At 60.8% G+C, this 25,670-nt stretch carries 14 protein-coding genes and 1 riboswitch; of the genes, 8 read left to right on the top strand and 6 right to left on the bottom strand.

Annotation, left to right across the window (positions count from 1 at the left end; genetic code table 11):
• Nucleotides 1–64 precede the first annotated feature (64 nt).
• The 4 genes from cobN to Q7C33_RS12700 form a co-directional block, all read right to left on the bottom strand.
• Nucleotides 65–3,838: a cobaltochelatase subunit CobN gene (gene cobN / locus Q7C33_RS12715; protein WP_407683488.1), complete on the bottom strand. Its 3,774-nt coding sequence runs from the start codon at nucleotides 3,836–3,838 to the stop codon at nucleotides 65–67.
• Nucleotides 3,839–3,841: 3 nt separating this feature from the next.
• A complete protein-coding gene (cobW, locus tag Q7C33_RS12710) occupies nucleotides 3,842–4,906 on the bottom strand; it encodes a cobalamin biosynthesis protein CobW (RefSeq protein ID WP_198797432.1) in 1,065 nt (354 codons plus the stop codon).
• A gap of 99 nt (nucleotides 4,907–5,005) precedes the next feature.
• A riboswitch (cobalamin riboswitch) is annotated at nucleotides 5,006–5,237 on the bottom strand.
• A gap of 79 nt (nucleotides 5,238–5,316) precedes the next feature.
• Entirely contained in the window at nucleotides 5,317–6,453 is a 1,137-nt protein-coding gene (locus tag Q7C33_RS12705; RefSeq protein ID WP_198797431.1) for a glycerate kinase, read from the bottom strand.
• A 258-nt stretch (nucleotides 6,454–6,711) separates the two neighbouring features.
• The gene (locus Q7C33_RS12700) at nucleotides 6,712–7,836 is read right to left on the bottom strand and encodes a sugar diacid recognition domain-containing protein (RefSeq protein ID WP_030141251.1); all 1,125 of its coding nucleotides are present in this window, start codon (nucleotides 7,834–7,836) and stop codon (nucleotides 6,712–6,714) included.
• 194 nt (nucleotides 7,837–8,030) lie between these two features.
• Between Q7C33_RS12700 and Q7C33_RS12695 the strand changes: the two genes are divergently transcribed.
• From Q7C33_RS12695 to Q7C33_RS12670, 6 genes are all read left to right on the top strand, one after another.
• The gene (locus tag Q7C33_RS12695; protein WP_030141250.1) at nucleotides 8,031–9,341 is read left to right on the top strand and encodes an MFS transporter; all 1,311 of its coding nucleotides are present in this window, start codon (nucleotides 8,031–8,033) and stop codon (nucleotides 9,339–9,341) included.
• A 194-nt stretch (nucleotides 9,342–9,535) separates the two neighbouring features.
• On the top strand, nucleotides 9,536–10,549 hold the full coding sequence (locus tag Q7C33_RS12690) for an aldo/keto reductase (RefSeq protein ID WP_407683487.1): 1,014 nt from the start codon (nucleotides 9,536–9,538) through the stop codon (nucleotides 10,547–10,549).
• A gap of 80 nt (nucleotides 10,550–10,629) precedes the next feature.
• Complete coding sequence (gene rarD, locus Q7C33_RS12685) at nucleotides 10,630–11,514, top strand: EamA family transporter RarD (RefSeq protein WP_407683486.1); 885 nt, start codon at nucleotides 10,630–10,632, stop codon at nucleotides 11,512–11,514.
• 214 nt (nucleotides 11,515–11,728) lie between these two features.
• A complete protein-coding gene (locus Q7C33_RS12680) occupies nucleotides 11,729–14,602 on the top strand; it encodes a membrane-targeted effector domain-containing toxin (protein ID WP_407683485.1) in 2,874 nt (957 codons plus the stop codon).
• Between the two features lie 554 nt (nucleotides 14,603–15,156).
• Nucleotides 15,157–18,474 carry a hypothetical protein gene (locus Q7C33_RS12675; protein WP_407683484.1) on the top strand — a complete coding sequence of 1,106 codons (3,318 nt, stop codon included), beginning with the start codon at nucleotides 15,157–15,159 and terminating at the stop codon, nucleotides 18,472–18,474.
• A 339-nt stretch (nucleotides 18,475–18,813) separates the two neighbouring features.
• Nucleotides 18,814–21,525 (top strand): membrane-targeted effector domain-containing toxin, encoded by a 2,712-nt coding sequence (locus tag Q7C33_RS12670; RefSeq protein ID WP_407683483.1) that lies wholly within the window; start codon nucleotides 18,814–18,816, stop codon nucleotides 21,523–21,525.
• Nucleotides 21,526–21,617: 92 nt separating this feature from the next.
• Here the strand turns inward: Q7C33_RS12670 and hppD are convergent, their stop codons facing one another.
• The gene (gene hppD / locus Q7C33_RS12665; RefSeq protein ID WP_030142212.1) at nucleotides 21,618–22,694 is read right to left on the bottom strand and encodes a 4-hydroxyphenylpyruvate dioxygenase; all 1,077 of its coding nucleotides are present in this window, start codon (nucleotides 22,692–22,694) and stop codon (nucleotides 21,618–21,620) included.
• A gap of 250 nt (nucleotides 22,695–22,944) precedes the next feature.
• Complete coding sequence (locus tag Q7C33_RS12660; protein ID WP_030142213.1) at nucleotides 22,945–23,889, bottom strand: DMT family transporter; 945 nt, start codon at nucleotides 23,887–23,889, stop codon at nucleotides 22,945–22,947.
• A gap of 149 nt (nucleotides 23,890–24,038) precedes the next feature.
• On the opposite strand from Q7C33_RS12660, the gene Q7C33_RS12655 reads away from it, so the two are divergent.
• Both Q7C33_RS12655 and Q7C33_RS12650 read left to right on the top strand, forming a co-directional pair.
• Entirely contained in the window at nucleotides 24,039–24,911 is an 873-nt protein-coding gene (locus Q7C33_RS12655; protein WP_030142214.1) for a LysR family transcriptional regulator, read from the top strand.
• Nucleotides 24,912–25,301: 390 nt separating this feature from the next.
• A complete protein-coding gene (locus Q7C33_RS12650) occupies nucleotides 25,302–25,667 on the top strand; it encodes a histone-like nucleoid-structuring protein, MvaT/MvaU family (RefSeq protein ID WP_030142216.1) in 366 nt (121 codons plus the stop codon).
• The last annotated feature ends 3 nt before the right edge of the window (nucleotides 25,668–25,670 follow it).

The raw sequence follows: 25,670 nt of genomic DNA, 5'->3' as shown, positions 1-25,670 counted from the left end.
AGCGGGGATAAATCCCCTCGCCACAGAGATATCCCATCACCATAGATATCTGTCTTGGCTAAAGTCAGCCATCTTCTTCAATGTCCAGCAGCAGGTTTTCCAGCGCCTCGCGATAATCCCCCGGTTCCTGCCACATCCCGCGCTGCTGCGCTTCGAGCATTCGCTCGGTCATGTCCCGCAGCGCGTCGGGGTTGTGCTGGCGGACGAAATCCCGGGTATGCGGATCGAGGAGATAGGCATCGGCCAGCAAGGCGTACTGGTGGTCGTCGATCAACTGGGTGGTGGCGTCGAAGGCGAACAGGTTGTCCACCGTCGCCGCCAGTTCGAATGCGCCTTTGTAGCCGTGGCGCTTGACCCCGTCGATCCACTTCGGATTGGCCGCGCGGGAACGAATCACTCGGTTGAGTTCTTCCTTCAGCGTGCGGATCTTCGGCAGGTCCGGCTGGCTGTGATCGCCGTGGTAACTGGCGGCGGCTTGGCCACTGAGGGTTTCCACGGCAGCGAGCATGCCACCCTGGAACTGGTAATAATCGTTGGAATCAAGCAGGTCGTGCTCACGGTTGTCCTGGTTCTGCAGCACCGCTTGCACTTGGCTCAGGCGCCGGGAGAATTGCGCCCTCGCCGCGGTGCCCTCGTCGCCCGCGCCATAGGCGTAGCCGCCCCAATTGAGGTAAACCTCAGCGAGGTCTTCACGGCTCTGCCAGAGCCGACCGTCGATTGCCCCCTGCACACCCGCGCCATAGGCACCGGGCTTGGCGCCGAAGATCCGCCATCCGGCCTGGCGCGCCGCATCTTCCAGGGCCAAGCCCGATTCCAACAAGGCTTCGCGCTCGGCGCGGACCTTGGCCGCCAGCGGGTTCATGTCGTCGGGTTCATCCAGGGCCGCGACGGCCTGCACCGCCGCATCGAATAAGCGGATCAGGTTGGCAAAGGCGTCCCGGAAAAAACCGGAGACCCGCAGCGTCACATCGACCCGAGGCCGGTCCAGCAGGCTCAGCGGCAGAATCTCGAAATCATCGACCCGCTGGCTGCCCGTGGCCCACACCGGACGCACGCCCATCAGCGCCATTGCCTGGGCAATATCATCGCCGCCGGTGCGCATGGTCGCGGTGCCCCACACGGACAGGCCGAGCTGGCGCAGGTGATCGCCATGGTCTTGCAGGTGCCGCTCGAGAATCAGGTTCGCCGATTGGAAACCGATGCGCCATGCCGTGGTGGTGGGCAGGTTGCGCACATCGACGGAGAAGAAGTTGCGCCCGGTAGGCAGCACATCCAGGCGTCCGCGACTCGGCGCGCCACTGGGGCCGGCCGGTACGAAACGCCCGCCCAGGGCATCGAGCAAGCCGCGCATTTCCGCCGGGCCACAGGCGTCCAGGCGCGGCGCGACGACGGCGCGCAGGTGGTCGATGATGCCGTGCACCGTCTCCCAACCCGGCGCGTCGAGCTGCCCGATCTCGCCGTCCAAGGCTTGTGCGATCAACCGTCCGGCGAACAATTCCAGGCGCTCGCGGCTATCGCCGACGGTGCGCCAAGGCTCGTCGCTGATGTCGCGCAAAGCCTCGGGACGCTCGCCGGTCCAAGGTTCGGCCAAGGCACAATCGAGCGGATCGAAACCCAGCCCGAACGCCTTCGCCAGCGCGCGAAGCAGGCTCGACTGGGCGCCCTTGCCATCGCCCCGGGGAATGCGCAACAACGCCAGCAAGGTGTCGATGCGCAGGCGGCCTCCGGGCGACTCGCCAAAGATGTGCAAGCCGTCGCGGATCTGCGATTCCTTCAAGTCGCACAGGTAGGTGTCCAGGCGCGGCAGCCAGATCGCCGCGTCGGCGTCGCTGTCGAGGGCGGCGTCAAGTTGCAACTCGCGGTCGATGTGGGTCTCGCGCACCAGGGCGAGGATGTCCCGTTGCAGCTCCCTGGCGCGGCGCGGATCGAGCAGCTGCGCCTCGTAGTATTCGTCGGCGAGCAACTCCAGGTTACGCAGCGGCCCGTAGGTTTCAGCGCGGGTCAGCGGTGGCATCAGGTGGTCGATGATCACCGCCTGGGTGCGGCGCTTGGCCTGGGCGCCCTCGCCCGGGTCGTTGACGATGAATGGATAGATGTTCGGCAGCGGTCCCAGCAGCACGTCCGGCCAACAGCTCTCCGAAAGCCCGACGCCTTTGCCCGGCAGCCATTCGAGGTTGCCGTGCTTGCCGACGTGGATCACGGCGTGGGTGCCGTAGGCGTGGCGCAACCAGAAATAGAACGCCAGGTAGCCATGGGGCGGCACCAGGTCCGGGTCGTGGTACACCGCGCTCGGATCGACCTGGTAACCCCGCGCCGGCTGGATGCCAACGAACGTCAGGCCCAGGCGCAAGCCGGCGACCATCAGGCGGCCGTCGCGGAACATCGGGTCCTGCTCGGGCGCGCCCCAACGCGCCAGCACCGCGTGGCGATTGGCCTCGGGCAGCGCGTCGAACATGGCCTGGTACGCGTCCAGGGCCAGGCTTTGATGGCAGGGCCGCAGGTCGAGGCTGTCCAGGTCGTTAGTGACGCCGCCGAGCAACTGCTGGATCAACGCGGTGCCGCTGGCCGGCAACGCGGCGGGCAGTGGATACCCTTCGGCCTGCATCGCCCGCAGGATATTCAGCGCCGCCGCCGGCGTGTCCAGGCCGACGCCGTTGCCGATGCGCCCGTCCCGGGTCGGGTAGTTGGCGAGGATCAGCGCCACCCGTTTTTCGCTGTTGGGCAGGCGCGCCAAGGTGGTCCAGCGCCGGGCCAGTCCGGCGACAAAATCCATGCGCTCGGGCACCGCCCGGTAGCACACCACGTCGCTTTGGCTGCGCTCGCTGCGCCAGGCCAGGTCCTTGAAGCTGATGGGCCGGCTGATGATGCGTCCGTCCAGTTCCGGCAAGGCGATGTGCATCGCCAGGTCCCGCGGGCCCAGGCCTTGTTCGCTGGCGCGCCAGCCGGGTTCGTTGTCCTGGGCGCAGATCGCCTGGATCACCGGGATATCGCGACGAAACGGCCGCAGGTGCGGTGCTTCCGGACTGGATTGCGCGAAGCCGGTGGTATTGAGAATCACCCCCGCCGCTACCTCGTCCAGCCAGTCTTCTACCTGGGCCAGACAGGCGGGTTCCTTGAGGCTCGCCACCGCGATCGGCAACGGATTGAGCCCCGCCGCTTGCAGGCGCTGGCAGAACACATCGATGAACGCGGTGTTCGCGGCTTGCAGGTGCGAGCGATAAAACAACAGCGCCGCCACCGGTTCGCCGGCCTGCCAATTGGCTTGCCAGTCGTTCAGGGTCGCGTTGTTTTTTTCCGGATGATAGATCGCCGTCCGCGCCAGGGGCTGGGGCTCGCCCCACGAATAATCGCGGCCAAACCATTGGCTGCCGAGGTGCCGAAACAGGTTCAGGGCGTTTTCCAATCCGCCCTGGCGGAGAAACTGCCAGAGCCGGTCGCGATCTTCGACAGGCACGTTGCTCAAGTCGCTGAGCTCCGGGTCCGGGCGGTCGTCCCCCGGCACCAGGATCAATTGCACACCGCGTCCGGCCAGTTCCATCAGCCGCTCGATGCCGTAGCGCCAATAGCCGATGCCGCCGTGCAGCGACAGCAAGATGACCTTGGCGTGTTGCAGCACGTCTTCGAAATACAGGTCCACCGACGCGTGGTTCTGCACCTGCATCGGGTTGGCGAGGCGGAACTGCGGGTAGTCGTCCGGCAACTGCCGCGCCGCTTCGGCCAGCAGTGCCAGGCTGGAATCGCCGCTGCACAGGATCACCAGCTCGGCAGGGGTTTGCCCGAGGTCGGCGATGTTGTCATCCGACACGAAACCGCCGGGCTGGGTCCTGAGCAGGTGCATGGCTCAGGCGCTGAGGGCGGCGCGCAACTGCGCTTCGAGCAGCCCGGCGTCCAGGTCCTGGCCGATCAATACCAGCCGCGTGACCCGCGCTTCGTCGGCGCCCCACTGGCGGTCGAAGTGCTTGTCGAAGCGCGTGCCGACGCCTTGGATCAGCAGGCGCATCGGCTTGTTCGGGATGGCTGCGAAACCCTTGACCCGCAGCACGTCGTGCTGGACCACCAGTTGCGTCAACGCGTCCAGCAGCAGGCTTTCGTCAGCCTGGGGCAGCTCGATGGAAATCGAATCGAAGGCATCGTGATCGTGGTCGTCGTCATCGCCGTCATGGTGGTGGTCGTGATGGCTGTGGCGGCTGTCGATGTGCTCTTCGGAGCCCGCGCCCAAGCCGATCAGCACGTCCAGCGGCAAGCGACCGCTGCTGGCTTCGATGACCTTGACCGCTGGCGGCAGTTCTTCGGCGACTTCCAGGCGCACTTTTGCCAGGTCCTCGGGGTTGATCAGGTCGGCTTTGTTGAGGATCACCAGGTCGGCGCTCGCCAGTTGATCGGCGAACAGCTCGTGCAGCGGCGATTCATGGTCCAGGTTCGGGTCCAGCTTGCGCTGGGCATCGACCTTGTCCGGGAACGCGGCGAAGGTGCCGGCGGCGACGGCCGGACTGTCCACCACGGTGATGACCGCATCGACGGTGCAGGCGCTGCGGATTTCCGGCCACTGGAAGGCCTGGACCAGCGGCTTGGGCAAGGCCAGGCCGGAGGTTTCGATGAGGATGTGGTCGAGGTCGCCGCGACGGGCCACCAGTTCGCGCATCACCGGGAAGAACTCTTCCTGCACCGTGCAGCACAGGCAGCCGTTGGCCAGTTCATAGACGCGGCCGTTGGCTTCTTCTTCGGTGCAACCGATGGAGCACTGCTTGAGGATCTCGCCGTCGATGCCCAGTTCGCCGAATTCATTGACGATGACCGCGATGCGCCGGCCCTGGGCGTTGTCGAGCATGTGCCGCAGCAAGGTGGTCTTACCCGAGCCGAGGAAACCGGTGACGATGGTGACGGGGAGTTTGGCCAGTGTTTTCATCGGATGCCCTTTGGCAAGGTGGCGGGCAAACGGGACGACAACCGCAGGCACGGGCGTGCGCGGAAGATTTCGCCACCGGATCACCCCGCCCGGTTGTAGTGAGAATCTGTTGTCGAGGCAGGTCTCCTGGCTGACGGCGGGCCAGGCAGGCTTTTATCCAAAGCCTGGGCTGACAATTTGCTGCGCCTTCCCGTGCGCCCGTTGTAACAGGGCATGCACAGTGGCCTTGCAGAAACGGCACCGTTCACAGTTGCGGGGGCAGCCGCGGCTTGGACCGCGTTCCCTTCTTAGCTTCGGCACATGCCGAAGAACCTCGAAGGCGCAAGGCTACGCAGGGAGTGCGGGCGGGTCAATGTCCGAAGGCAATCTGCGATGCCTGATGCGTCCTGGCGACTACCGCGCGGGCGAATTCAGCGGGCCGCCACCCGCCAGAGCCGCGCGATGTCCCGGGCCCGCTCGGCCAGCAGGCGCGGCGCATCGGTGCAGGCCTCTTGCAGCGTCATCGGCCCGTTCGCCAGGGCAAACGCGGCATCGATGCCGTGCTCATAGAGCGCTTCGTAGCCCTCCCCCAGCGTGCCGGCGACGACCAGCACCGGCACGCCGTGGCGCTGGGCGATGCGGGCCACGCCAAACGGGGTCTTGCCGCGCAGCGTCTGGGCGTCGAAACGGCCTTCGCCGGTGATCACCAGGTCGGCACCGCTGATGGCATCGGCCAGGCCGGTCAATTGCGCGACGACTTCCACACCGGTGCGAAACTGCGCCTTGAGGAAAGCCTTGGCGGCAAAGCCCAGGCCGCCGGCGGCGCCGCTGCCGGGTTCGTCGCGAACGTCACGGTCAAGCACCTGGGCACAGTGTCCGGCGAAGTGCGCCAGCGCCCGGTCAAGTTGCTGCACCTGTTCGCCGGAGGCGCCTTTCTGCGGGCCGAACACGGCTGAAGCGCCATGGGGGCCGCAGAGCGGGTTGTCGACGTCAGCGGCGATTTCGAAACACACGCCGGCCAGACGCGGGTCCAATTGGCTCAGGTCGATGTGCGCCAGTTTGCCGAGGGCCAGGCCGCCGGGCGGCAGCGTCTGGCCCTGGTCGTCGAGCAACGCCACGCCCAAGGCCTGCATCGCCCCGGCGCCGCCGTCGTTGGTGGCGCTGCCGCCTATTGCCAGAATGACCCGGCTAGCGCCTTCATCCAGGGCGGCGCGGATCAGTTCGCCGGTGCCAAAGGTGCTGCTGGAACAAGCATCGCGCTGCCCCGGTGGCACCAATTGCAAGCCGCTGGCCTCAGCCATCTCGATGATTGCCGTGCGGCTTTGCGGCAGCCAGCCCCAACGGGCCTCGACGGCGGCTCCCAGCGGGCCACGGACCCGGTTTTCACGCCACTGGCCGTTGCAGGCCGCAAGCACCGCCTCCACCGTTCCCTCGCCGCCGTCAGCCATTGGGCACTTGATCAACTGCGCATCCGGCCAGACCTGGGCCAACCCTTGCGCGACGGCGTCCGCCACGCCCTGGGCGCTGAGACTGTCCTTGAACGAGTCGGGGGCGATGATTATTTTCATTTTTGTTCTCCGGTTCCGATGCACAGCATGCTGCCAGCTGACCGTAACCGTGACGCCGGTCCGCCGCACAAAAATCTTGGAGCATTATTGGTCAAATTCACAAAGGCTGGGTCGCATAGCGTGTGGCCAGCGCATCTGTGGCGAGGGAGCTTGCTCCCGCTCGGCTGCGTAGCGGCCGCTTTTTTGGGGCCGCTGCGCGACCCAGCGAGAGCAAGCTCCCTCGCCACGGGGTTATGAGTCAATTGCACCCCACATAGGTTATGTGGGGGTATCGACGGTCTGTGGCAACAACTGGACGCCCAGGTACAACGCCAACATCCCATCCAGCCTGAGCGGGTCGACGCCGCTGAGTTCGGCGATGCGCTCCATGCGATAGCGCAGGCTGTTGCGGTGGATGCCCAGGGCGTCGGCGCAGGCCTGGCTCTGGCCGTCGTGTTCGCACCAGCTTCGCAGTGTAGCCAGCAGTTGGCCGTTGCTGTCCTTGGCGATGACTTTGCGCAACGGGGTCAGCAGCTCGTCCAGCGCATCGTCGCTGCGATGCCGCCAGAGCATCACCGGCAGACGATAGCGATTGAGGATCAACAAGCGCGACTGCGGCAGGACATCGCGCCCATACGCCAGCAAATCCGCCACCCGCCGGTAGCAACGGCGCAGGCCCGCCAAGCCTTCGGCCTGCCCACCCACAGCGATTCGAAGAATATTCCAGCCCAAGCCGTCGAGCTTGCCCAGCAGGCGCTCGTTCTCCACCGAAGCCGTGACCGGCCGGCACCAGAGCAATGAGGATTTGGACGGAGTCAGGCACCAACTGTCCGGGTAGCGCGACATCAACCAAGCGCTCAACGATTCCACGGTTTGCCCGGGGCCATGCTCCAGGCCCAGTTCAAACAGATACGGCACCCGTGACAGCTGCGGCTTGAGGCCCATCTGCTGCGCCTCGTCGAGCAACCGTGGCGAATCCCCAGCATCGCCCAGCAGCAACGCCAGCAAATCATCGCAACGCTGGCGGCGCCATTGCTGCTCGGCCTGCTGGTTGCGCTGGCCGAGCAGCATTTCCGCGGTCATGCGCACCAGTTCGGCGTAGGTGCGCAATTGTGCGGGTTCGCCGGTGATGCCCAGCACGCCGATCAGCCGCTGGTCGAGCATCAACGGCAGGTTGATCCCCGGCTGCACGCCCTTGAGGTGCACGGCGGTGTGTTCGTCGATTTCCACGACCCGGCCGTTGGCCAGGACCAGTTGCGCGCCCTCGTGGCGGGTATTGATGCGCTCGCGCTCGCCGCTGCCGAGGATCAGGCCCTGGTTGTCCATGACGTTGACGTTATAGGGCAGGATCGCCATCGCCCGGTCGACGATGTCCTGCGCCAGGTCGTGATCGAGTTCGAACATGGGCGGTGTTCCTTGCAAGCGGCGTGATTGTTGTTTTTGAGGTACAGCGCCCGCGTGATTGGTCAGGCGCACAGGGTCGGCCTGCAAACCCTGTGCTCCGGCACAAAGACACGGGACCTTGGGCTGGCCGAGACTCAAGGGGCGGTCAACGTTACCCCTTGGCACGCCAAAATCATAATAAAGAGAGACCCGCCATGTCCCAGAGCGCAACAGCCCTCCTGGCTACCCACGACGAAAAAAATACCGTCTACAAGCGCATCACCCTGCGCTTGATCCCGTTCATCTTCATCTGCTACCTGTTCAATTACCTCGACCGGGTGAACGTTGGCTTCGCCAAGTTGCAGATGCTCGACGCGTTGAAATTCAGCGAAACCGTATACGGTCTCGGCGCCGGGATTTTCTTCATCGGCTACGTCCTGTGCGGCGTGCCGAGCAACCTGGCCTTGACCAAGTTCGGCCCTCGGCGCTGGATCGCGCTGATGATGATCACCTGGGGCACGCTGTCGACCTGCCTGTTGTTCGTGACTACGCCGACCCAGTTCTACACCTTGCGGCTGTTCACCGGCGCGGCCGAAGCCGGGTTCTTCCCTGGCGTCGTGCTGTACCTCTCGCAGTGGTTCCCGACGTTCCGCCGTGGCCGCATCATGGCGCTGTTCATGTCGGCCATCCCGGTGTCCGGCCTGCTTGGCAGCCCGTTTTCCGGCTGGATCCTCAACCACTTCGCCGCCGGGCAAGGTGGCCTAGCCGGCTGGCAGTGGATGTTCCTGCTGCAAGGCATCCCGACGGTGATCCTCGGCGCGCTGGCGTTCTTCCTGCTCAGCGACACCTTCGCCAAGGCCACCTGGCTGACCGATCATGAACGTGCCGTGCTCACCGCCGACCACGCCGAAGACCAGGCCAACAAACCGAAAACCAGCACCGACTCACTGGCGGCGGTGTTCAAGAACCCGGCGATCTGGGCGTTTGGCCTGGTGTACTTCTGCATCCAGAGCGGCGTATACGCGATCAACTTCTGGCTGCCGTCGATCATCAAGAACCTCGGCTTCAGCGATAACCTGGTGATCGGCTGGCTGAGTGCGATCCCCTATTTGCTGGCGGCGGTGTTCATGTTGCTGGTGGGCCGTTCGGCGGACCTGCACAAGGAGCGCCGCTGGCACTTGGTGGTGCCGATGCTGATGGGCGCGGTGGGGTTGCTGATCGCGGTGAACTTCGCCACTACGCCGGCCATCGCCATCCTCGGCCTGTCCATCGCCACCATGGGCGCCCTCACCGGCCTGCCGATGTTCTGGCCGGTGCCCACCGCCCTGCTCAGCGCAGGCGCGGCGGCGGGTGGTTTGGCGTTGATCAACTCCATGGGCCAGATGGCCGGCTTCCTCAGCCCGTACCTGGTGGGCTGGGTCAAGGACGCCACCGGCTCGACCGACGCGGCGTTGTACCTGCTGGCCGGCGTGATCGTCTGCGGCAGCCTGCTGGCGTTGCGCATGACTCGCACCCTGCGGGCCTGACCCACCTCTTACCCTGTGGGAGCGAGCTTGCTCGCGATGGCGGTGAACCAGTCGATACAGATGTTGGCTGACCTGACGCTATCGCGAGCAAGCTCGCTCCCACAGTTGATTGGGGGTGTTTGAGAAAACGGTTGGATCCACGCGGCGGTTCTGGTATTTGATTGAGCCTTTCCCATGGATAAAAGGATCTTGTCATGAGCTACCGCACGCTAGGCCATTCCGGGTTGCAAGTCTCGACGTTGACCCTGGGCACGATGATGTTCGGCGAACAGACCAGCACCGAGGATTCGCTGCGGATCATCGACAAGGCCTGGGACCAGGGCATCAATTTCATCGACACGGCGGACGTCTACACCGGCGGTCGCTCCGAAGAAATCGTCGGCGAAGCGATTGCCAGTCGTCGCCACGAGTGGGTGCTCGCCACCAAGGTCGGTTTCGGCCCGCCGGACGGTGTGCCCAACCGCAGCGGCCTGAGCCGCAAGCATCTGTTCAATGGCATCGAGGCCAGCCTGACGCGCCTGGGCACCGATTACCTGGACATCTATTACCTGCACCGCGAAGACCACAACACCCCGCTGCACGTCACCGTGTCAGCGATCGGCGATTTGATCCGCCAGGGCAAGATCCGCTATTGGGGCCTGTCGAACTACCGCGGCTGGCGCATCGCCGAGGTGATCCGAATTGCCGACAGCATGGGCATCGACCGCCCGGTGATCAGCCAACCGCTGTACAACATCGTCAACCGCCAGGCGGAAACCGAGCAGATCACCGCCGCGCAGAACTACGGCCTTGGCGTGGTGCCGTTCAGCCCCTTGGCCCGAGGCGTGCTCAGCGGCAAATACGCGCCAGACGTGGCACCAGACGCCAACAGCCGCGCCGGTCGCCAGGACAAGCGCATCCTGGAAACCGAATGGCGGGTCGAGTCCTTGCGCATTGCCCAGCAGATCCTGGAATACACCCAGGGCCGGGGCGTAGGCATCGTCGAGTTCGCCATCGCCTGGGTACTGAACAACAATGCCGTGACCTCGGCCATCGTCGGGCCGCGCACCGAGGAGCAATGGGATTCGTACACCAAGGCGCAGGCGGTGAAGATCACGGCGGAAGATGAAGCGTTCATCGATTCGCTGGTGACGCCGGGGCATGCCTCGACGCCGGGGTTCAATGATGTCGGCCACTTCGTGCCAGGACGCGTGCCGCGTACGTCGTAACCTACACAGATACCACCGTGGCGAGGGAGCTTGCGCCCTCGCCACGGAGACTCAGGCTCATCCAATAACAAGAGGCATCAGTGTCCAAAGGCATCGCTCTATCGGTCTCGGCATCCGCCCTGTTCGCCGTCATGTATTACTACACCTCACTGCTCACGCCACTGACCGGCCTGGAGATTTTCGGCTGGCGCATGTTGCTGACGATGCCGTGCATGACCGCGTTCATGTTGATCGCCCGCGAATGGAAACTCGTCTCGGATCTTGTCGCACGCCTGGTCGCCACGCCGCGCTTGCTGCTGGGTGCAATGGCGTCATCGGCACTGATGGGCGCGCAGTTGTGGCTGTTCATGTGGGCGCCGCTCAACGGCTACAGCCTGGACGTGTCGCTGGGCTATTTCCTGCTGCCGTTATCGATGGTCCTGACCGGACGTATCGTCTATGGCGAGCGCCTCTCCCGCTTGCAAAAGGTCGCGGTGTTTTTCGCCACCCTGGGCGTGCTCAACGAGCTCTACCAGGTGGGTGGTTTTTCCTGGGCGACGTTATTGGTGGTGGTGGGCTATCCCATCTATTTCATCCTGCGCAAACGCCTGCGTACCGACAACCTGGGCGGGCTCTGGCTGGACATGACATTGATGCTGCCATTGGCGCTCTGGTTCGTGCAGAGCGGTGAACAGGGCTTCGGCGTCTTCGATCAGTACCCGTGGCTGTCGCTGTTGATCCCGATTCTCGGTGTCATCAGTGCGTCGGCGCTGGTGTCCTATATCGTCGCCAGTCGACTGCTGCCGTTCAGCCTGTTCGGGTTGTTGAGCTATGTAGAACCCGTGTTGCTGCTGGGCGTTGCGCTGTTGCTGGGAGAAAGTATCAAGGCCGAAGAATGGCTGACCTACATTCCCATCTGGATGGCGGTGGCGGTGCTGGTGTTCGAAGGATTCAAGCATCTGGTGCGGCAGCGGCGCCGGGCCTGACAGGCTAGGTCGCTTGCACGAGGACACATAATCAAATCACAAGACAACGGCGTTCTCTTTATCATGCCCCTACGAATGCCAGGACGGCGTTCTGTAGAAAGTCCAAGCCGAAGGGCCGCTGCGGCGGGCCCGACAACAAATGATTGCACGTGTAGTTCAAGGATGAAAAATGTCTCCAAGAAATCCCATACGCCCGCCCAATACGGGTAGGCCAATGTCTGAGCCTACCATCAGGCCACCAGAAACCCCGCGCTTGCCTGACTTTCCAGGATTGCGAATATCCGAAAGCAGCCCGCACCCGTCCACGCCGGAGCCGGGACGCACCTCCCTTGCGCGCCACAACGAAGCGCAACCGCCGACAGTCGAAGTGACCGACTCCCCAAGGGGGATTTTGACGGCGGCGCATCCCTTGGAACATTCGTTGGCCAGCTATGCGCTCGCCGGGCCCGAAGGGTTGACGTCACCCAATAACGACGGGATCCGGACCAAGGGCACTGACATGTATGTGGATCTGGAGGATGGCCAAGTCGCCGGTGTCACCTATGATCCGATCCTGGCGGCATATTGCGCGAAGGGCTTGAGGCCATTGCAGCCTCCAGGCCCGGCGCTCTACAGGCCGGAAGGTGAAACATACTGGCGCGAAAACACTGTCGCGACGGGATTGCGCCGCTATCAATTGCACAGTGAGCACCAAGCAAGTTTTGACCGAATCATCAAGGCGGCGACCAGCCAGGACACCAACGTTCGTTATTCAGCGCTGCGGCGGTATTGCGAAAAGCAGTTGATGCACATGAGCGACGACGCGCTGGCGCACTTCGATTCGACCCCGCCGACACCTCGCCCGCCGATACCGTCTCTAGTCGGCGTCGATACTTTTCCAAGGCTTGTCGAGACGCTTCTTGCGCAATCCCAAGGTGCGATCTTCACCGAAAATTACGCCAGCGCCAGCGGCAAGATGCAACTGATAGACAACATGTCGTCATTGGCAACGATCGGAGTGAAGACGCTTTACTTGCATCGTTTCAGAATCGACATAGATCAGCCCGCCCTGGATAATTTTTTCGAAAGCGCAGTGGTGAGCCGTGGCCTGAAGCATCGTCTGGAACACCTGGACGTAGAAACATCTGATTTCCCATCCACCTATTACACCTATGAGAGCTTGATCAGTGCGGCGAAAAACAATGGCATACGGATCAGAGCGCTGGACTGCGCGGTGCACCATTGGAAGGACATGCTCTACCGCGACTTCAAAGGTTACTCTGCGTACCATGCGACACAGGTAATCAAGGCTGACAGACTCAGTCATCCCAAGGGTAAATGGGTCGCGCTGATAGAAGCCCCTTATGAGCGTCAGAAAAAATCACTCCCTTATCGGCAGCTACATGCCGACAACGCTGCAGACCAATACCCAAACACGCCTAGACGGGTGGAACTTGAGGACATCCTGAACATCCGTATCGAGGATATTCCTCGCGATCCGATCCTGCGAATAACACAAGAGCCCCCGCAGTCCACTGCAGACCTGAGCCTGGAAGTGGGTTATCAGGGGCTGGTACCGCATGAATTACCCAGTCGCTACCTAAGCATTCTCAAAGCTGATATTCGAAACGCTGATCCCTCGCGTCCCCCTCCCGCCCAACCTTACCTACTCGAAGGCTTCGATATCGAAACAGCGGCACGGGCACGCTTCCGACGCGCCTGGGATATTGTCGATGCCAGCCAGCGCTTTTTTGATCGCCATTCGCCGTTTCCAAATTCATCGCCACCGACATTGCCGCCCCACAGTCCGGCTTCGGATATTTTCCAGCACGCTTATAAACAATCCAACGGACTGGTCCTGGGAGCCGCCTATGACGCCAAGGGCGCAAGGACCCTGCTGATTGAAAACATGCAAGTGTTGGCAAAACAGCAGGTCAAGACGCTGTATCTGGAAAACCTGATGGTCGAGTACGACCAGCCGCAACTGGAAAGTTTCGCCTCCGGGGGAATAATGTCTGGTGAGTTGCGCGCTAACCTTCGTCGTCAGGACGAACTTCAACGGGTGGACCCGCAAAGCGACCATTCGTTGGAAAAGCTCGTAACCATCGCCCGGCAGCACGGTATCAAGGTGAGCGCTCTCGACCTGGCAGCCATTTTCCGGGACGACCTGAGAATGTATGACCCTGGGCGCTCAAGCGCCTTTAAATATATTGCCCATTCCATCATCCAGAATGATCAGGCTAAAGCCGGCCCTCATAAATGGTTGGCGCTGGTTGCAAGCGGGCACGCCAATGCCGTGCGCAATACCCCAGGACTCGCGGAGCTGCAAGGTGCCGTTGGGGTTCGCGTTACCGACGTCGGCGGCCAACCCACCCGAGTGGTATCCGATGAGGGAGAAATTCTTTCGAATCTACTGCCCATCCAACCATCTCAAGGTGCCTTCCCTCCTCCACGCACTTTCCATCAGTTCGTGAAATCGGATCTGTTGGTAGAGATGAGGGTCAGTAGCCAACCGATACCACGCCCCCCCGTCAGCCCCGGAAAGTTATTGCATCGCCCCTCGGAATTCCTGATTGAAAACGTGGGACAAAGCGCTACATTGTATCTTTTGTCCAACGAGTTCGGACGGTTCCATACCATCCCCCTGCGCCTGAGCGATGGCAAGTTCCTAGTCGACATACCCGACGTTTTCGAGCGCCTACGAATGGTCCGTCAGGTGAAATTCAGCAATCTGGAAAACCTGGCGCTGACATTCGAGAGCGTCGGCATGACCCAGGTCCACAGCACGACGGTCACTTCCGTTTCGCCTCCTCTACTCTTCGATCAAGGCCCGCTGCTCACCGCGCCTGGGCAGTACGTGATCAATTACAAACCCAATGGCGCCGAGCTGTTCCATCGGACCAGGCACGGTGAAGTAGAACGAATACTGATCCACAAGATCAAGAAAACCGACAAGGTATATATCGACCATCCCGATTGGGGGATGAGCGCGGAAAACCTGTATGCCAATGCGCAAACGCTTATAACGCATCTGGAGACGAAGCAGAGTTTGGTCCGCGTACGGGCATTTGATCAGGGAGTGCTTCAAAGCCATCCCGAGACGCGGTAAGGGAACAGCTCGAACCTGACCGCCGGAACGGTTCTGGATCATCAGACGATATACGTCATTAACTCCCTTTTAAAAAACCAGCCGCAGTCACCTACCGGGGCTACGGCCTCCCCTTTGTGTCCGATGTTTACCGCGCACCGTTGTGGATTTCACCGCGCCGCCCAAGCTGACGGAGCGCCAGGGTCTGTACGAAATGTGTTCGCGCGAAAGCCAGATAAGGCGAAACGGGGCGAGGAAGCGCAGTGTACTGGAGTACATGAGCATTCCGAGCCCCGTTTCAACACAGTATGGGTGAGTGCGGATACATTTCGTACAGACCCTAGCATCAGGATACATAATCCAATCACACGGCAACGACACTCTCTTTATCATGCCCTACGAATGCCAGGACGGCGTTCGGTAAAACGCTACGATAAAAGGATTTGTCAATGTCAGAGTTTCCCCAAAGGGAGTCTTCCACGCCCCGGATAGAGCGAGTTTCGTCTGCTACTGTCATCCTCTCGGATCGCGTCGAGCCCTCACCCGAGCCCAACGGCTCACGGCCAAGCAGGCGCTTGTCGCCCAGAGAGACAATCGCCAACCTGGACGAGCGCCTGGGCCCCGTAAAAATCGGTGAGTTGAGCATCAGCCGCGTCGAGCTCTATTACATGGGAGCGCGGCTCAGCCAGTCCGCCACCCAAACCGAATCGGCGCTTCTTCTGCAACCGGATGCAGCGCTGATCGATGCAATCCAGTTCGACCCACTCATGGTAGAGAATCACATCCAGGCGCAAACGTCGCCCGATGCGCCCGATGCGGCTGCGCTACTTTTCGAACTGGCGTCGGTTCGATCATCAAGCACGCCCCCCCTCTTTGACACGACGCCAGGGCAGGTTCCCAGCGAGTCCATGAACAAGCTCGACAAACTGATCGACGCTTTACGCAAGATGGAAGCCTTGAAGAGCCAACCCGTCGCTCCAGGTAAACCAAAGTGGGTCAATACGGTAAAGAGCCAAAGCATGATCACCGCTGGCCTGGGCATGCAGGCCTACGGCCTTTATAGCGGTGTCATGGGCATTCGCGATGGCCTGCAAAAAGGCAACTATCTCGATGTGGCGATCGCCGCGGCGGAAATTGGAGGCGAAGTCACGTCCATTCTCGTCGAGCAAGGGATCACGCAAACCGGCAAGGAAATGCTGCGCCACGGTGACAAAGTGCTCAAGGGATTCGGCACGACCTCAATGGGCAAATGGCTGGTTCGTGGGGCTGGCCTGATGGCCAGTGTCATCACCCTGCCCTTCGACATCTACCAGGCAATAAAAGCCTTCGACGCTGCCGGCAAAACGTCAGGCAAGCAAGCCATGGACCACTATGTTGCCGGCGGCATGAGCGTGGCGAGCGCCGGCCTCACGGTTGCCATCGGCGCAGCGGCCCTGGCCGGGTTCAGCTCCGCCGGCCCCATCGGGCTGTTGGCGTGCGCGACCTTGATACTGGGGGCCACGATCTACGGTGCGGTCCGTCAGGTTGACGACATCGATGACTATATCGAGCTCAGCATCAATGAGCGCTGGCGTTCGGGTTGGTTCGCTTTCACCGGTCAAGACCTGGACACCAACGTGCTGGAACGCTACCAGGTCGAGCAGACACGAACGAGCTACACCAAGACCCTGAAGGAACAAGCACGCAAGCTATTGGACGGTGAACTGAAGCCCAGTGTGGAAGCGATTGTCAGTGGCCATTTCAACGTCGAGATGCAACCGGTCAAGTATTGGAAATTTCAATGGAAGGACGGCGAGCTGCCTTACCAGCAAGTCAACGTACCAACGGTTGCGCAAAGCGATGATCGGATCGATGCCTCCAACGGACTGGACCGGGTGTCTGGCGTCATTACCGGGGAGTCAGGAAAAAACAAAGGCGTCTACTGGCAATTGGGCGCCGGCAACGATCAGGTGATCGGCGTGCGCGACAAGCCCAACTATTTCAGTTTTTCCACCGGCAAGAAAAATTTGACAGGTGGAACCGAAGACGATGCGTTCATGTTCCAAGCCAGCGAGAGCCTCAAGACGCCAGCCACTGAGGCAATGAATGCCCTGCATGGCGGCGCAGGTAACGACACGGTGTCCCTGCAGGGCCAGGTCCACCCCTTCGATGACCTTGCCTATACCGGTCACGAGATTGATCTGACCGGTGGGATATCCCTGTTGAAGTCCCACGCCGATACCGCCCCGGTCTATTACGCGAAGATGACTTCCATCGAAAACGTCGAGACGCTGCCGGGCGGCAGCAGCCGAGTCGTTGGCGATCGGCAGGCCAACAGGATCACGCTCAATGGCTTCGATGACACCGCGACCGGCGGAGGCGGCGATGATCAGTTCCGCCTGATGGGGCAATTCAATCGGGTCGATGGCGGCCCGGGCAATGATCGCTACTTCATTGCCGTGGAAAGCGGCAGCGTACATATCGCTGAGGATGGCAAGGACCTGAGCATCGTTGAATTCGATTGCCCCTTGGAAGCGATTCAGGGCTGGTGGGTACAAGGCACATCGTTGAAGGTGACGGTGTCCCGTGGCGTGGACGCGGAGCTGTCGCCTCGGGAAGTTTTCCTCACCGATGTCTATGCCCAGGTTGAGGGCAGCCGAACCCTGCGTAACGACGCGTTGTTATTCATGACACGGGACGGTTTTACGCTCAAGCCGGATCTGCCTGCCGAGCTGCTCCTCCCGGGCGATCACGAAATCAGCGTGATCATAACCAAACAAGGTGTTCCCGCGCTCCCACCGATCATCTTCAACGGCGGAACCGATGTCCTGCTGCCCGCCCTTGACGACAGTTATTTCATTCCCAGGGGATGCAACAGCCCGGTTATCCAACTTCAGGAAAGCCACCCCCGAGCGAGCACTACCTTGTTCGTCGACTATGACGCCGATGAGCTGGACACCGTAAGCGCGCATTACCATGTCGACAGCCGATACGTCGGCCATTTCAACTACCTGACGTACAGCGACATGAGGCTGGTGCTGCAGTTCTCGGACGGTACCCGGCTAACGCTAAAACACTGGCTGAAAAACGCCCCGGGTATTCCATCGAACGTAACGGGCACGCTCATGTCCACGGGTGTGGCACTTGCGCACCCCATCATCCTGACGCTGCGCGATGGGAGTTCCTACCGCGTTGGCGCCCCGCAAATGTCCTTCTACGATGATCATCGCAACCCAGGGATTCGGGAGATCGAGGGCCGCCACGCGTTACACCGACGTGGCGGTCGCTACCTCTTCCAATCCCCCACTCACGAAGTCGTACGGCTGCCTGCCAAGCCACAAATAGTCAAGCTGCCTGAACGTCAACACACCAGCATCTATAGCCTGCAAGGCAATGCGTCCTCTTACGAAATCCACCCCAGCCCTGGCGCGACCATTCAGTTGTCCTCGACCAGCGCGGCCCATCGTTCATTCTGGGAATTGCACACCCAAGCCCTGGACGTGAATCTGAACCACGACGATCTGCGCGTCGGCAAAACCTGGTTATTGATGGACGACGTGCGGGTGTCGCTTGCGCAAGTATCGGACGGCCACGAGTCCCTGGACACGGTGCATGTCATGCTCGCGTCCGGCAGTTGTTATCAGATCGACTTCCGTTCGGCAAAAGCGCGGTTGCTGAGCATCGACGCGGGCCCTTCCACCAATGCCCTCACACTGGAACGAGAGATCAAGGCCCATGAGGCACAGGACAGCCTGGCGACGACGTTCCTGAGCGTCGGCGGCGTTCGCCTCGCCGATGGCACCCATGGGGCGATCTTCTACGACACCCAGGAGCACAGATGGGTTGTCGACACCGACGAAACGCGGGAGGTCACCAGTTCGGACTTGGTCGTCGGCACGGTTGCAAAACACTGAAGGAGCGTTCCGACAGCACTTCAAACAAACAGACAAATCAACCGGCCTTCAGAAAAAACCGTCAACACACCGCCGCGGTATGCCTCGACAGTTGAAGGCCATTCCCATGTGAAACACTTCAAGGAAGAAACAATGTCTCCAAGAAACCCTATACGTCCAAAGGGAACGGACATACCCACGCCTGCCCCAGGCGCGACCACCGTACCCGATTTTCCGCGGCTGCCGACTCATGTGAGGGTGCCGGTCGCCACAAGCACACCGAGTCCTTCAACCTCTACGCCGGTGCCAGGCCCTTCCAGCAGGCCAGCGCCCGACACGCCGCGATCGTCGGGGGTCGAATTGATCGACCCTTCAGATGGCAGCTCAACGAGTGCAGGTAACCCAGAACGTCCACTGGCCAGCTATGCGCACAACCCACCCGAAGGATTGTCGCCTGCCCGCGAAGACGGACTTCGGGTCAAGGGCACTGAACACTACGTCGATTTGGCAGACGGCCAGGTCGTCAGGGTTGTTTTCGATCAAGCCCTGGGCGCGTATTGCGCCTGGGATACGCAGGGGGCGAAGCCTTCGAGCCTTGCGCTCCATAGGCCTGACGGCTCAACTTCCTGGCGTGAAAACCCCTTCGCCATGAAGCTGCTTCCTTATCAGGTGAGCATGGAACACCGAGCGAGTTTTGATCGACGAAGCGAGGCATTGCTCGGTCAGGACCCTCAGGAGCGCGGCGCGACCTTGAAGCCGCTCTATCAAAGTCAACAGGCAAAACTGAAAGCGGACGCCGACTCCTTTTTCAAAACGGTCACGCCAGCCTCTCGCCTTCCAGCCCCCCAACTGGTTGGCACGGAGACTTTCGCCAGATTCGTGCAGACAATGCTCGAGCCCGCTCAAGGCATGGTGCTCACCGAACAATACTTCGGCATCGGCAGCAAGATGCAATTGATCGATAACATGTCGACACTGGCCGGCAACGGCGTGACCACGCTATACCTGGACCGCCTCAGGACCGACATTGACCAGAGCGCCCTGGATGCTTTTGCCCGCAGCGGCGTAATGGACCGCCGCCTGAAAAATCGCCTGCACCACGTGGATGTGAATTCCGATGCCTCTGGTCATATGCCTTACACCTACCAGAACCTCATTAGCGCGGCGCGCGAGAACGGCATACGAGTAAGAGCACTGGATTGCGCCGCCCGGTACCAGGCCGAACTCTCGATCGAAGATCTAAGGCGAGGGCTCTTCACTTATCACGCCCATCACGTCATCAACGCCGACCGGCTCAGCCATCCGCAAGGCAAGTGGGTCGCGCTGGTAACGGCGCCCGATTATCAAGGGAAAACCGCCGCTGCGCGCCAGAAGAGGCTGCTCGAATTGCAGCAGCGTGGCGTGACGTCCCCTCCCAGCCTGGCGCAACTGCAGGGCGTGATGAATGTCCATGTTGAAGACCTGCCATCCGGCCCGGCGATGCGGGTTGCCCAGGAGCCGGCACTCTCGCCCGTTGACGTGAGGCTGGAAGCCGGTGGCCAGGGACTGATGCCCTATGAGCTCTCCAGTCGATACCGGCCCCATTTTGAATCCGATATTCGTAAATTCCCCCTGTCGGACGACCCTAACAGCGACCATCGTTTTATTACGGTAATCCGTGACTACAACCGCAAGATGGCGCAACTGGAACAGTTATATCGCGCCTCGGATGCGCGGGAGGACAGTCGACACTTTTTCTTTGAAAAAAAACCCGTAGACCTCCCCAGGCCGCCAACGCCGACATTGCAACGCTACAGTTCAGCCTCGGCGATTCTTGGCGGTGTCTACCGTGACGCCAGCGGGCTGGTCATGGGAACCGCTTATAACGCCACGGGTGCCAGGAAATTCCTGATCGAACACATGCAGGACCTGGAAGCGCAACAGGTCAAAACGCTGTACATGGAAAACCTGATCACCGAGTACGACCAACCGCTGCTCGATGCGTTCGCGTCCGACGGTGTGATGCCCGCCTCGCTGCGAGATAACCTTCGGCGCCAGGACCAACTGCAGCAGATGGATCCGCTAGGCCCCTATTCGTTGGTAAACCTGGTGAACGCCGCCCAGGCGAATGGCATCGGAGTAAAGGCGCTCGACACGTCTGTCAGTTTCAACCGTGACCTGAGGTTGCATGACGCCAATCGCGCCAGCCTCTTCAAGTACATGGCCCATACCGTAATCCAAGCCGACCAAGGCAAGCGCGGCCCGCACAAATGGGTGGCATTGGTCGAAAGTAGCCAGGCCAATACTGTCCAGGACATCCCGGGACTCGCTGAACTGCAAGGTGTGATCGGGGTGCGTGTGATAGATGTCGGTGGGCAACCTATGCGCGTTGTGCCGGACCAAGGTGAGGTGATCAAGAGTTTGTTGCCTATCGCAGTACCGTCTGGAAGCCGACACGTTACGCATTTCGGCCACCACTATGTGAAATCGGATCTGCTCCTAGAGGTAAAAGTCAGCGAACAGGCGGTACCACGTGCGCCTATCAGTCCCGGAAAACTGCTGAACAGGCCGGACGAATTCTTGATTGAAAGAAAGGGAGACGGATTTGAGCTGTACCTGGCGACGAACGTGCCCGGACAATTCATTGCTTACGACGTGTCCATGGCAAATGACCGATTCTGGGTCCATATCACGGAACTTTCCCCTCACGGTTTCGAATTGGCCCAAGTAAGCAACGTGCGATTCCGTAGCCTGGACGAACTGGTATGGGCACTGAAAGCCAACAATCGAAAACAGATCAACGGAACAACGGTTATCCCCGTGTCGCCGCCCCGGCTCAGGGACATGCACCCACAGCTAACCCGGCCTGGGATGTACCTGGTCGAACGCCGGCCTGAAGGCGTCGCGATCTATCACCGGTCGAAGGATAGCTCGGTCAAAAGAACACTGGTCGGCACGGAAAAAGCTTCGGGCAAGGTATTTATCAACCGTCCGGAATGGAACCTTACGGATGCCCATCTGTTCAACGATCTGGACGCTCTTACAACCCACCTTGAAAATGCCCTGGGGTTACGTCGCCCGCCGAGTTCCTGATGCAAAGAAAATCCGGATGAAGCGGTAGCCTGCGCCCAACAAAAAAGCCCGCCCGGCGTCATTGCCGGGCGGGCTTTTTCATGGGTCAGGCTTTATTCGGTCGCGAGCACACCACGACGCACCTGGTCGCGCTCGATCGACTCGAACAGGGCCTTGAAGTTGCCCTCGCCGAAGCCGTCGTCGCCCTTGCGCTGGATGAACTCGAAGAACACCGGGCCCATCAGGGTTTCCGAAAATATCTGCAGCAGCAGGCGCTTATCGCCTTGCTCGGACGCACCGTCCAGCAAAATGCCACGCGATTGCAGCTCACCGACAGGTTCACCGTGGTTCGGCAGGCGACCTTCGAGCATTTCGTAGTAGGTGTCCGGCGGCGCGGTCATGAAGCGCATGCCAATTTTCTTCAACTGGTCCCAGGTCTTGATCAGGTCGTCGGTGAGGAACGCCACGTGTTGGATGCCCTCGCCGTTGAACTGCATCAGGAACTCTTCGATCTGGCCGGCGCCCTTGGACGATTCTTCGTTCAACGGGATGCGAATCATGCCGTCCGGAGCGGTCATCGCCTTGGAGGTCAGGCCGGTGTATTCGCCCTTGATGTCGAAGTAACGGATCTCGCGGAAGTTGAACAGCTTCTCGTAGAAGTTCGCCCAGTAGGCCATGCGCCCGCGATACACGTTGTGGGTCAGGTGATCGATGATTTTCAGGCCCGCGCCCACCGGGTTGCGGTCGACGCCTTCGAGGAACACGAAGTCGATGTCATAGATCGAACTGCCTTCGCCAAAACGGTCGATCAGGTACAGCGGCGCGCCGCCGATACCTTTGATGGCAGGCAGGTTCAGCTCCATCGGGCCGGTTTCGATATGGATCGGCTGGGCGCCAAGCTCCAGGGCGCGCTTGTAGGCTTTTTGCGAGTCCTTGACCCGGAACGCCATGCCGCACACCGACGGACCGTGCTCGGCCGCGAAATACGAAGCGACGCTATGGGGTTCGTTGTTGAGGATCAGGTTGATCGCGCCCTGGCGATACAGGTGCACATCCTTGGACCGGTGGGTGGCCACTTTGGTGAAGCCCATGATCTCAAAGATCGGCTCCAGGGTGTTGGGCGTAGGGGACGCGAATTCGATGAATTCAAAGCCCATCAGGCCCATTGGGTTTTCGTATAGATCTGCCATGTCGGCGCCTCATCATGCTTATCAATTAACAGGAAACGTTAGTTGCCAGTGATGCTGAGGGCACGGGGCGGCGCGCAGGAGATGCCACGAACGCTGCGGGCGAGGAAATCGCCATAGATCAGTTGAAACCCAAGTATCTTCATTGTCGACCCAAGGCTCTTGCGGGCGAGGCTTCTGCTGCCAGAAGACGTTATTCTTGTATGCGTAAACCGATTCTACACAGCGTAACTGGATTTGTCCGCCTTCTGTATCAAATTGCCTTTTGCGCCGACCGTGCAAGGGGTTTGTTGCAGAGGAAAATGCCCGCCAGAATCACGCCGCCGCCGACGCACATCAGGGCCGTGAGCCGTTCGTCCAGCAACAACGCCCCCAGCAACACCGCCGTCAGCGGATTGAGTGCGATGAACACGCCGGAACGGGTTGCGCCAATCCGGCGAATACCGTCATACCAGGCGATGTAGGCCAGGGCCGAGCCCAGCACGCCGAGGTATAGCAGGCTCAGCCATTGCCTGATGTCCAGCGCGGTCAACGCCTCCAAGCGAACCTCACCCACCGTCGCACAGGCAGCCCACAACATCAGCGTGCCCAACAGGATCGACCAGGTGACCGTCTGCAACGGGCCAAGGCTTTCGTTGAGGCTTCGGGAGAACAGCGAATAAATGCCCCATCCCAGCACGCAGCCGAAAATCAGCAAGTCGCCGGTCCAGCCCTGCCCCGTTGCCTGCAGCAAGGACGGATCACGACTGACGATCACCAGCCCCGCCCCGCCGATACACAGCGCGATGCCGATGATTTTCAAGCGCCCCAACCGCTCCTTGAACAGCCACCAGGAGGCCAACCCGATCACGGCCGGATTCAATGCCACTATCAGCGAGGCCCGTGATGCGTTGATGTACTGCAAGCCATAAAAGAAGCACAGGTTGTAGAAGAAGATACCGAAGAATCCCAGCACCGCCAGTTGCACGCCCTGCTTCAGGCTGGGCCTGGCCAGGGGAATGCCGGCCAGGCCTAGAAACACCAACAGCGCGCCACTCGCCAGCAGGAACCGCAGGCTGGCCGCGAACAGGGGCGCCAGGGCATCGGAGAGGATCCGCCCGGCCACGAAAGTCCCGCCCCAGATCATCGTGACCATGGCGAGCTTTAGATAGACCGGAAGGTCTGAAGGGATTGGGACGGTTTGTTCGAGGGTTTTCATGGTTTCACCACGTTGAATAGGACGAATTACCTGTGGCGAGGGAGCTTGCTCCCTCGCCACGGAAAAGCGCCTGGGCCAAAGTTCCGTGTATGGTTGGGATGTCGTATTGTTCTACTCATGTCCGATCATCGTAAAATGAGCATTTCCTCATGACACTCACCCAACTCGAAATCTTCTCGCTGGTCGCCGAGCTGCGCGGGTTCACGGCAGCCGCGACACGCCTGGGCATCGGCCAGTCAGCGGTGTCACACGCCATCAAAACCCTCGAACAGGAATTGGGCGTCGAATTGTTCCGACGTCATCAGTCCCTCGTCGAGCCGAGCGACATCGGCCAGCAGTTGCTGTTGCGGGCCCGGGCCATGCTCGGGTTGGCGAACACCTTGCGCCAGGAAGCCGCCGACGCCCGAGGGATGCGCCGCGGCACGTTGCGCATCGGCTCGTTCGGTCCGACGTCGTCGATGAAGTTGCTGCCGTCCATCCTGGAGCGCTTCCGTGCCTTGCACCCGGGGATCGAGGTGCACGTCGACGAGGGGCCGGACCGGCAGGTTCTACAGTGGCTGGATGAACGGCGAGTCGACGTCGGCTTCGTGGTCTTGCCTGAAGAGCGCTTCGATACATTCGCGTTGATGGAGGACCAAATGGTCGCTCTGCTCCCCGCCGCTCACCCCCTCGCCGCCCAGGCCAATCTCAAGCTCGGCGAGCTGTGCAACGACCCTTTCATACTCACCGAGGCCGGCTCGTCGGAACTGGTCTGGCGCCTGTTCAATGCCGCTCGGCTCACACCGAACGTACGTTATCGCTGCTCGCAGTTGCTCAGCACGCTCGATATCGTCAGTCGTGGCGACGCGGTAAGCGTGGTGTCCGAAGGCTCGTTGCCGCCCCTCGATGATCCACGTATCGCCAAACGAGCCTTGTCACCACGGGTTCCACGCCAGATCGGCATGGCCGTGCTGGATCGCCGCCAGGCCTCTCCCGCAACCCTTGCATTTATTGAACTGGCCCAGGCGTTGCACCCGGTCTGATGCGGCGTTCGCTTGGGTGACAGCAAGCTCGAATCTTAAATAACCTACTGAGTGAGAGTGACTTTCCGCAGCCCGACGCGTGAACTTTATAGAGTGCTGTCTATTGATATGTGCGATCAGGAGAAAAAATTTATTGCGACAGCGAGTACCGTTAGTGGCCATTTTCCGCCGCCAAGCGCTTGACGATGAAAGCGCGCTCTCGCTAGAACGTCTACTGTTGTTACATAACGAAAAAGTTACGATTTACACTTTTCGGTTTAACTACTACAATTTTTTCTGCCTGTACCAGATAGCAGGAGAGTCATTAGTCACCGAGTCGCTACAAAGCGCTTGGCTTATAGCTTTGTTTGCGGTTGGTATCAGCCATTTATTTCTATTGGAGTATTGATATTGTCCAGACTCGCTGAATTTCGCAAAGCCGAGAAGGCCCTTCAGGAACAGCTCGCACAGCTGGAGGCACTGAAGAATGACGCCGGGCTCAAGAAAGAAATCGAATTCGAAGAGAAGCTCCAGGGGCTGATGAAAACCTACGGCAAAGGCCTGCGTGACATTATCGCGATCCTCGAGCCGAACCCGTCCAAGTCGGGCAGCCTCTCCGCCAAGACCCCAAAGACCCGCCGGGCCAGGGTCGTCAAGGTTTACCAGAACCCACACACCGGCGAACTCATCGAAACCAAGGGCGGCAACCATCGCGGCCTGAAAGCCTGGAAGGAAAAGTACGGCGCAAGCACGGTCGATTCGTGGCTGCGTGGCTGACAG

Origin of the sequence: Pseudomonas sp. BP11-1-1, from assembly GCF_052112105.1 — a bacterium.
Classification (GTDB): domain Bacteria; phylum Pseudomonadota; class Gammaproteobacteria; order Pseudomonadales; family Pseudomonadaceae; genus Aquipseudomonas; species Aquipseudomonas alvandae.
Note: the sequence above shows the minus strand (reverse complement) of the source record. Positions and strands in the feature narration are given on the sequence as shown.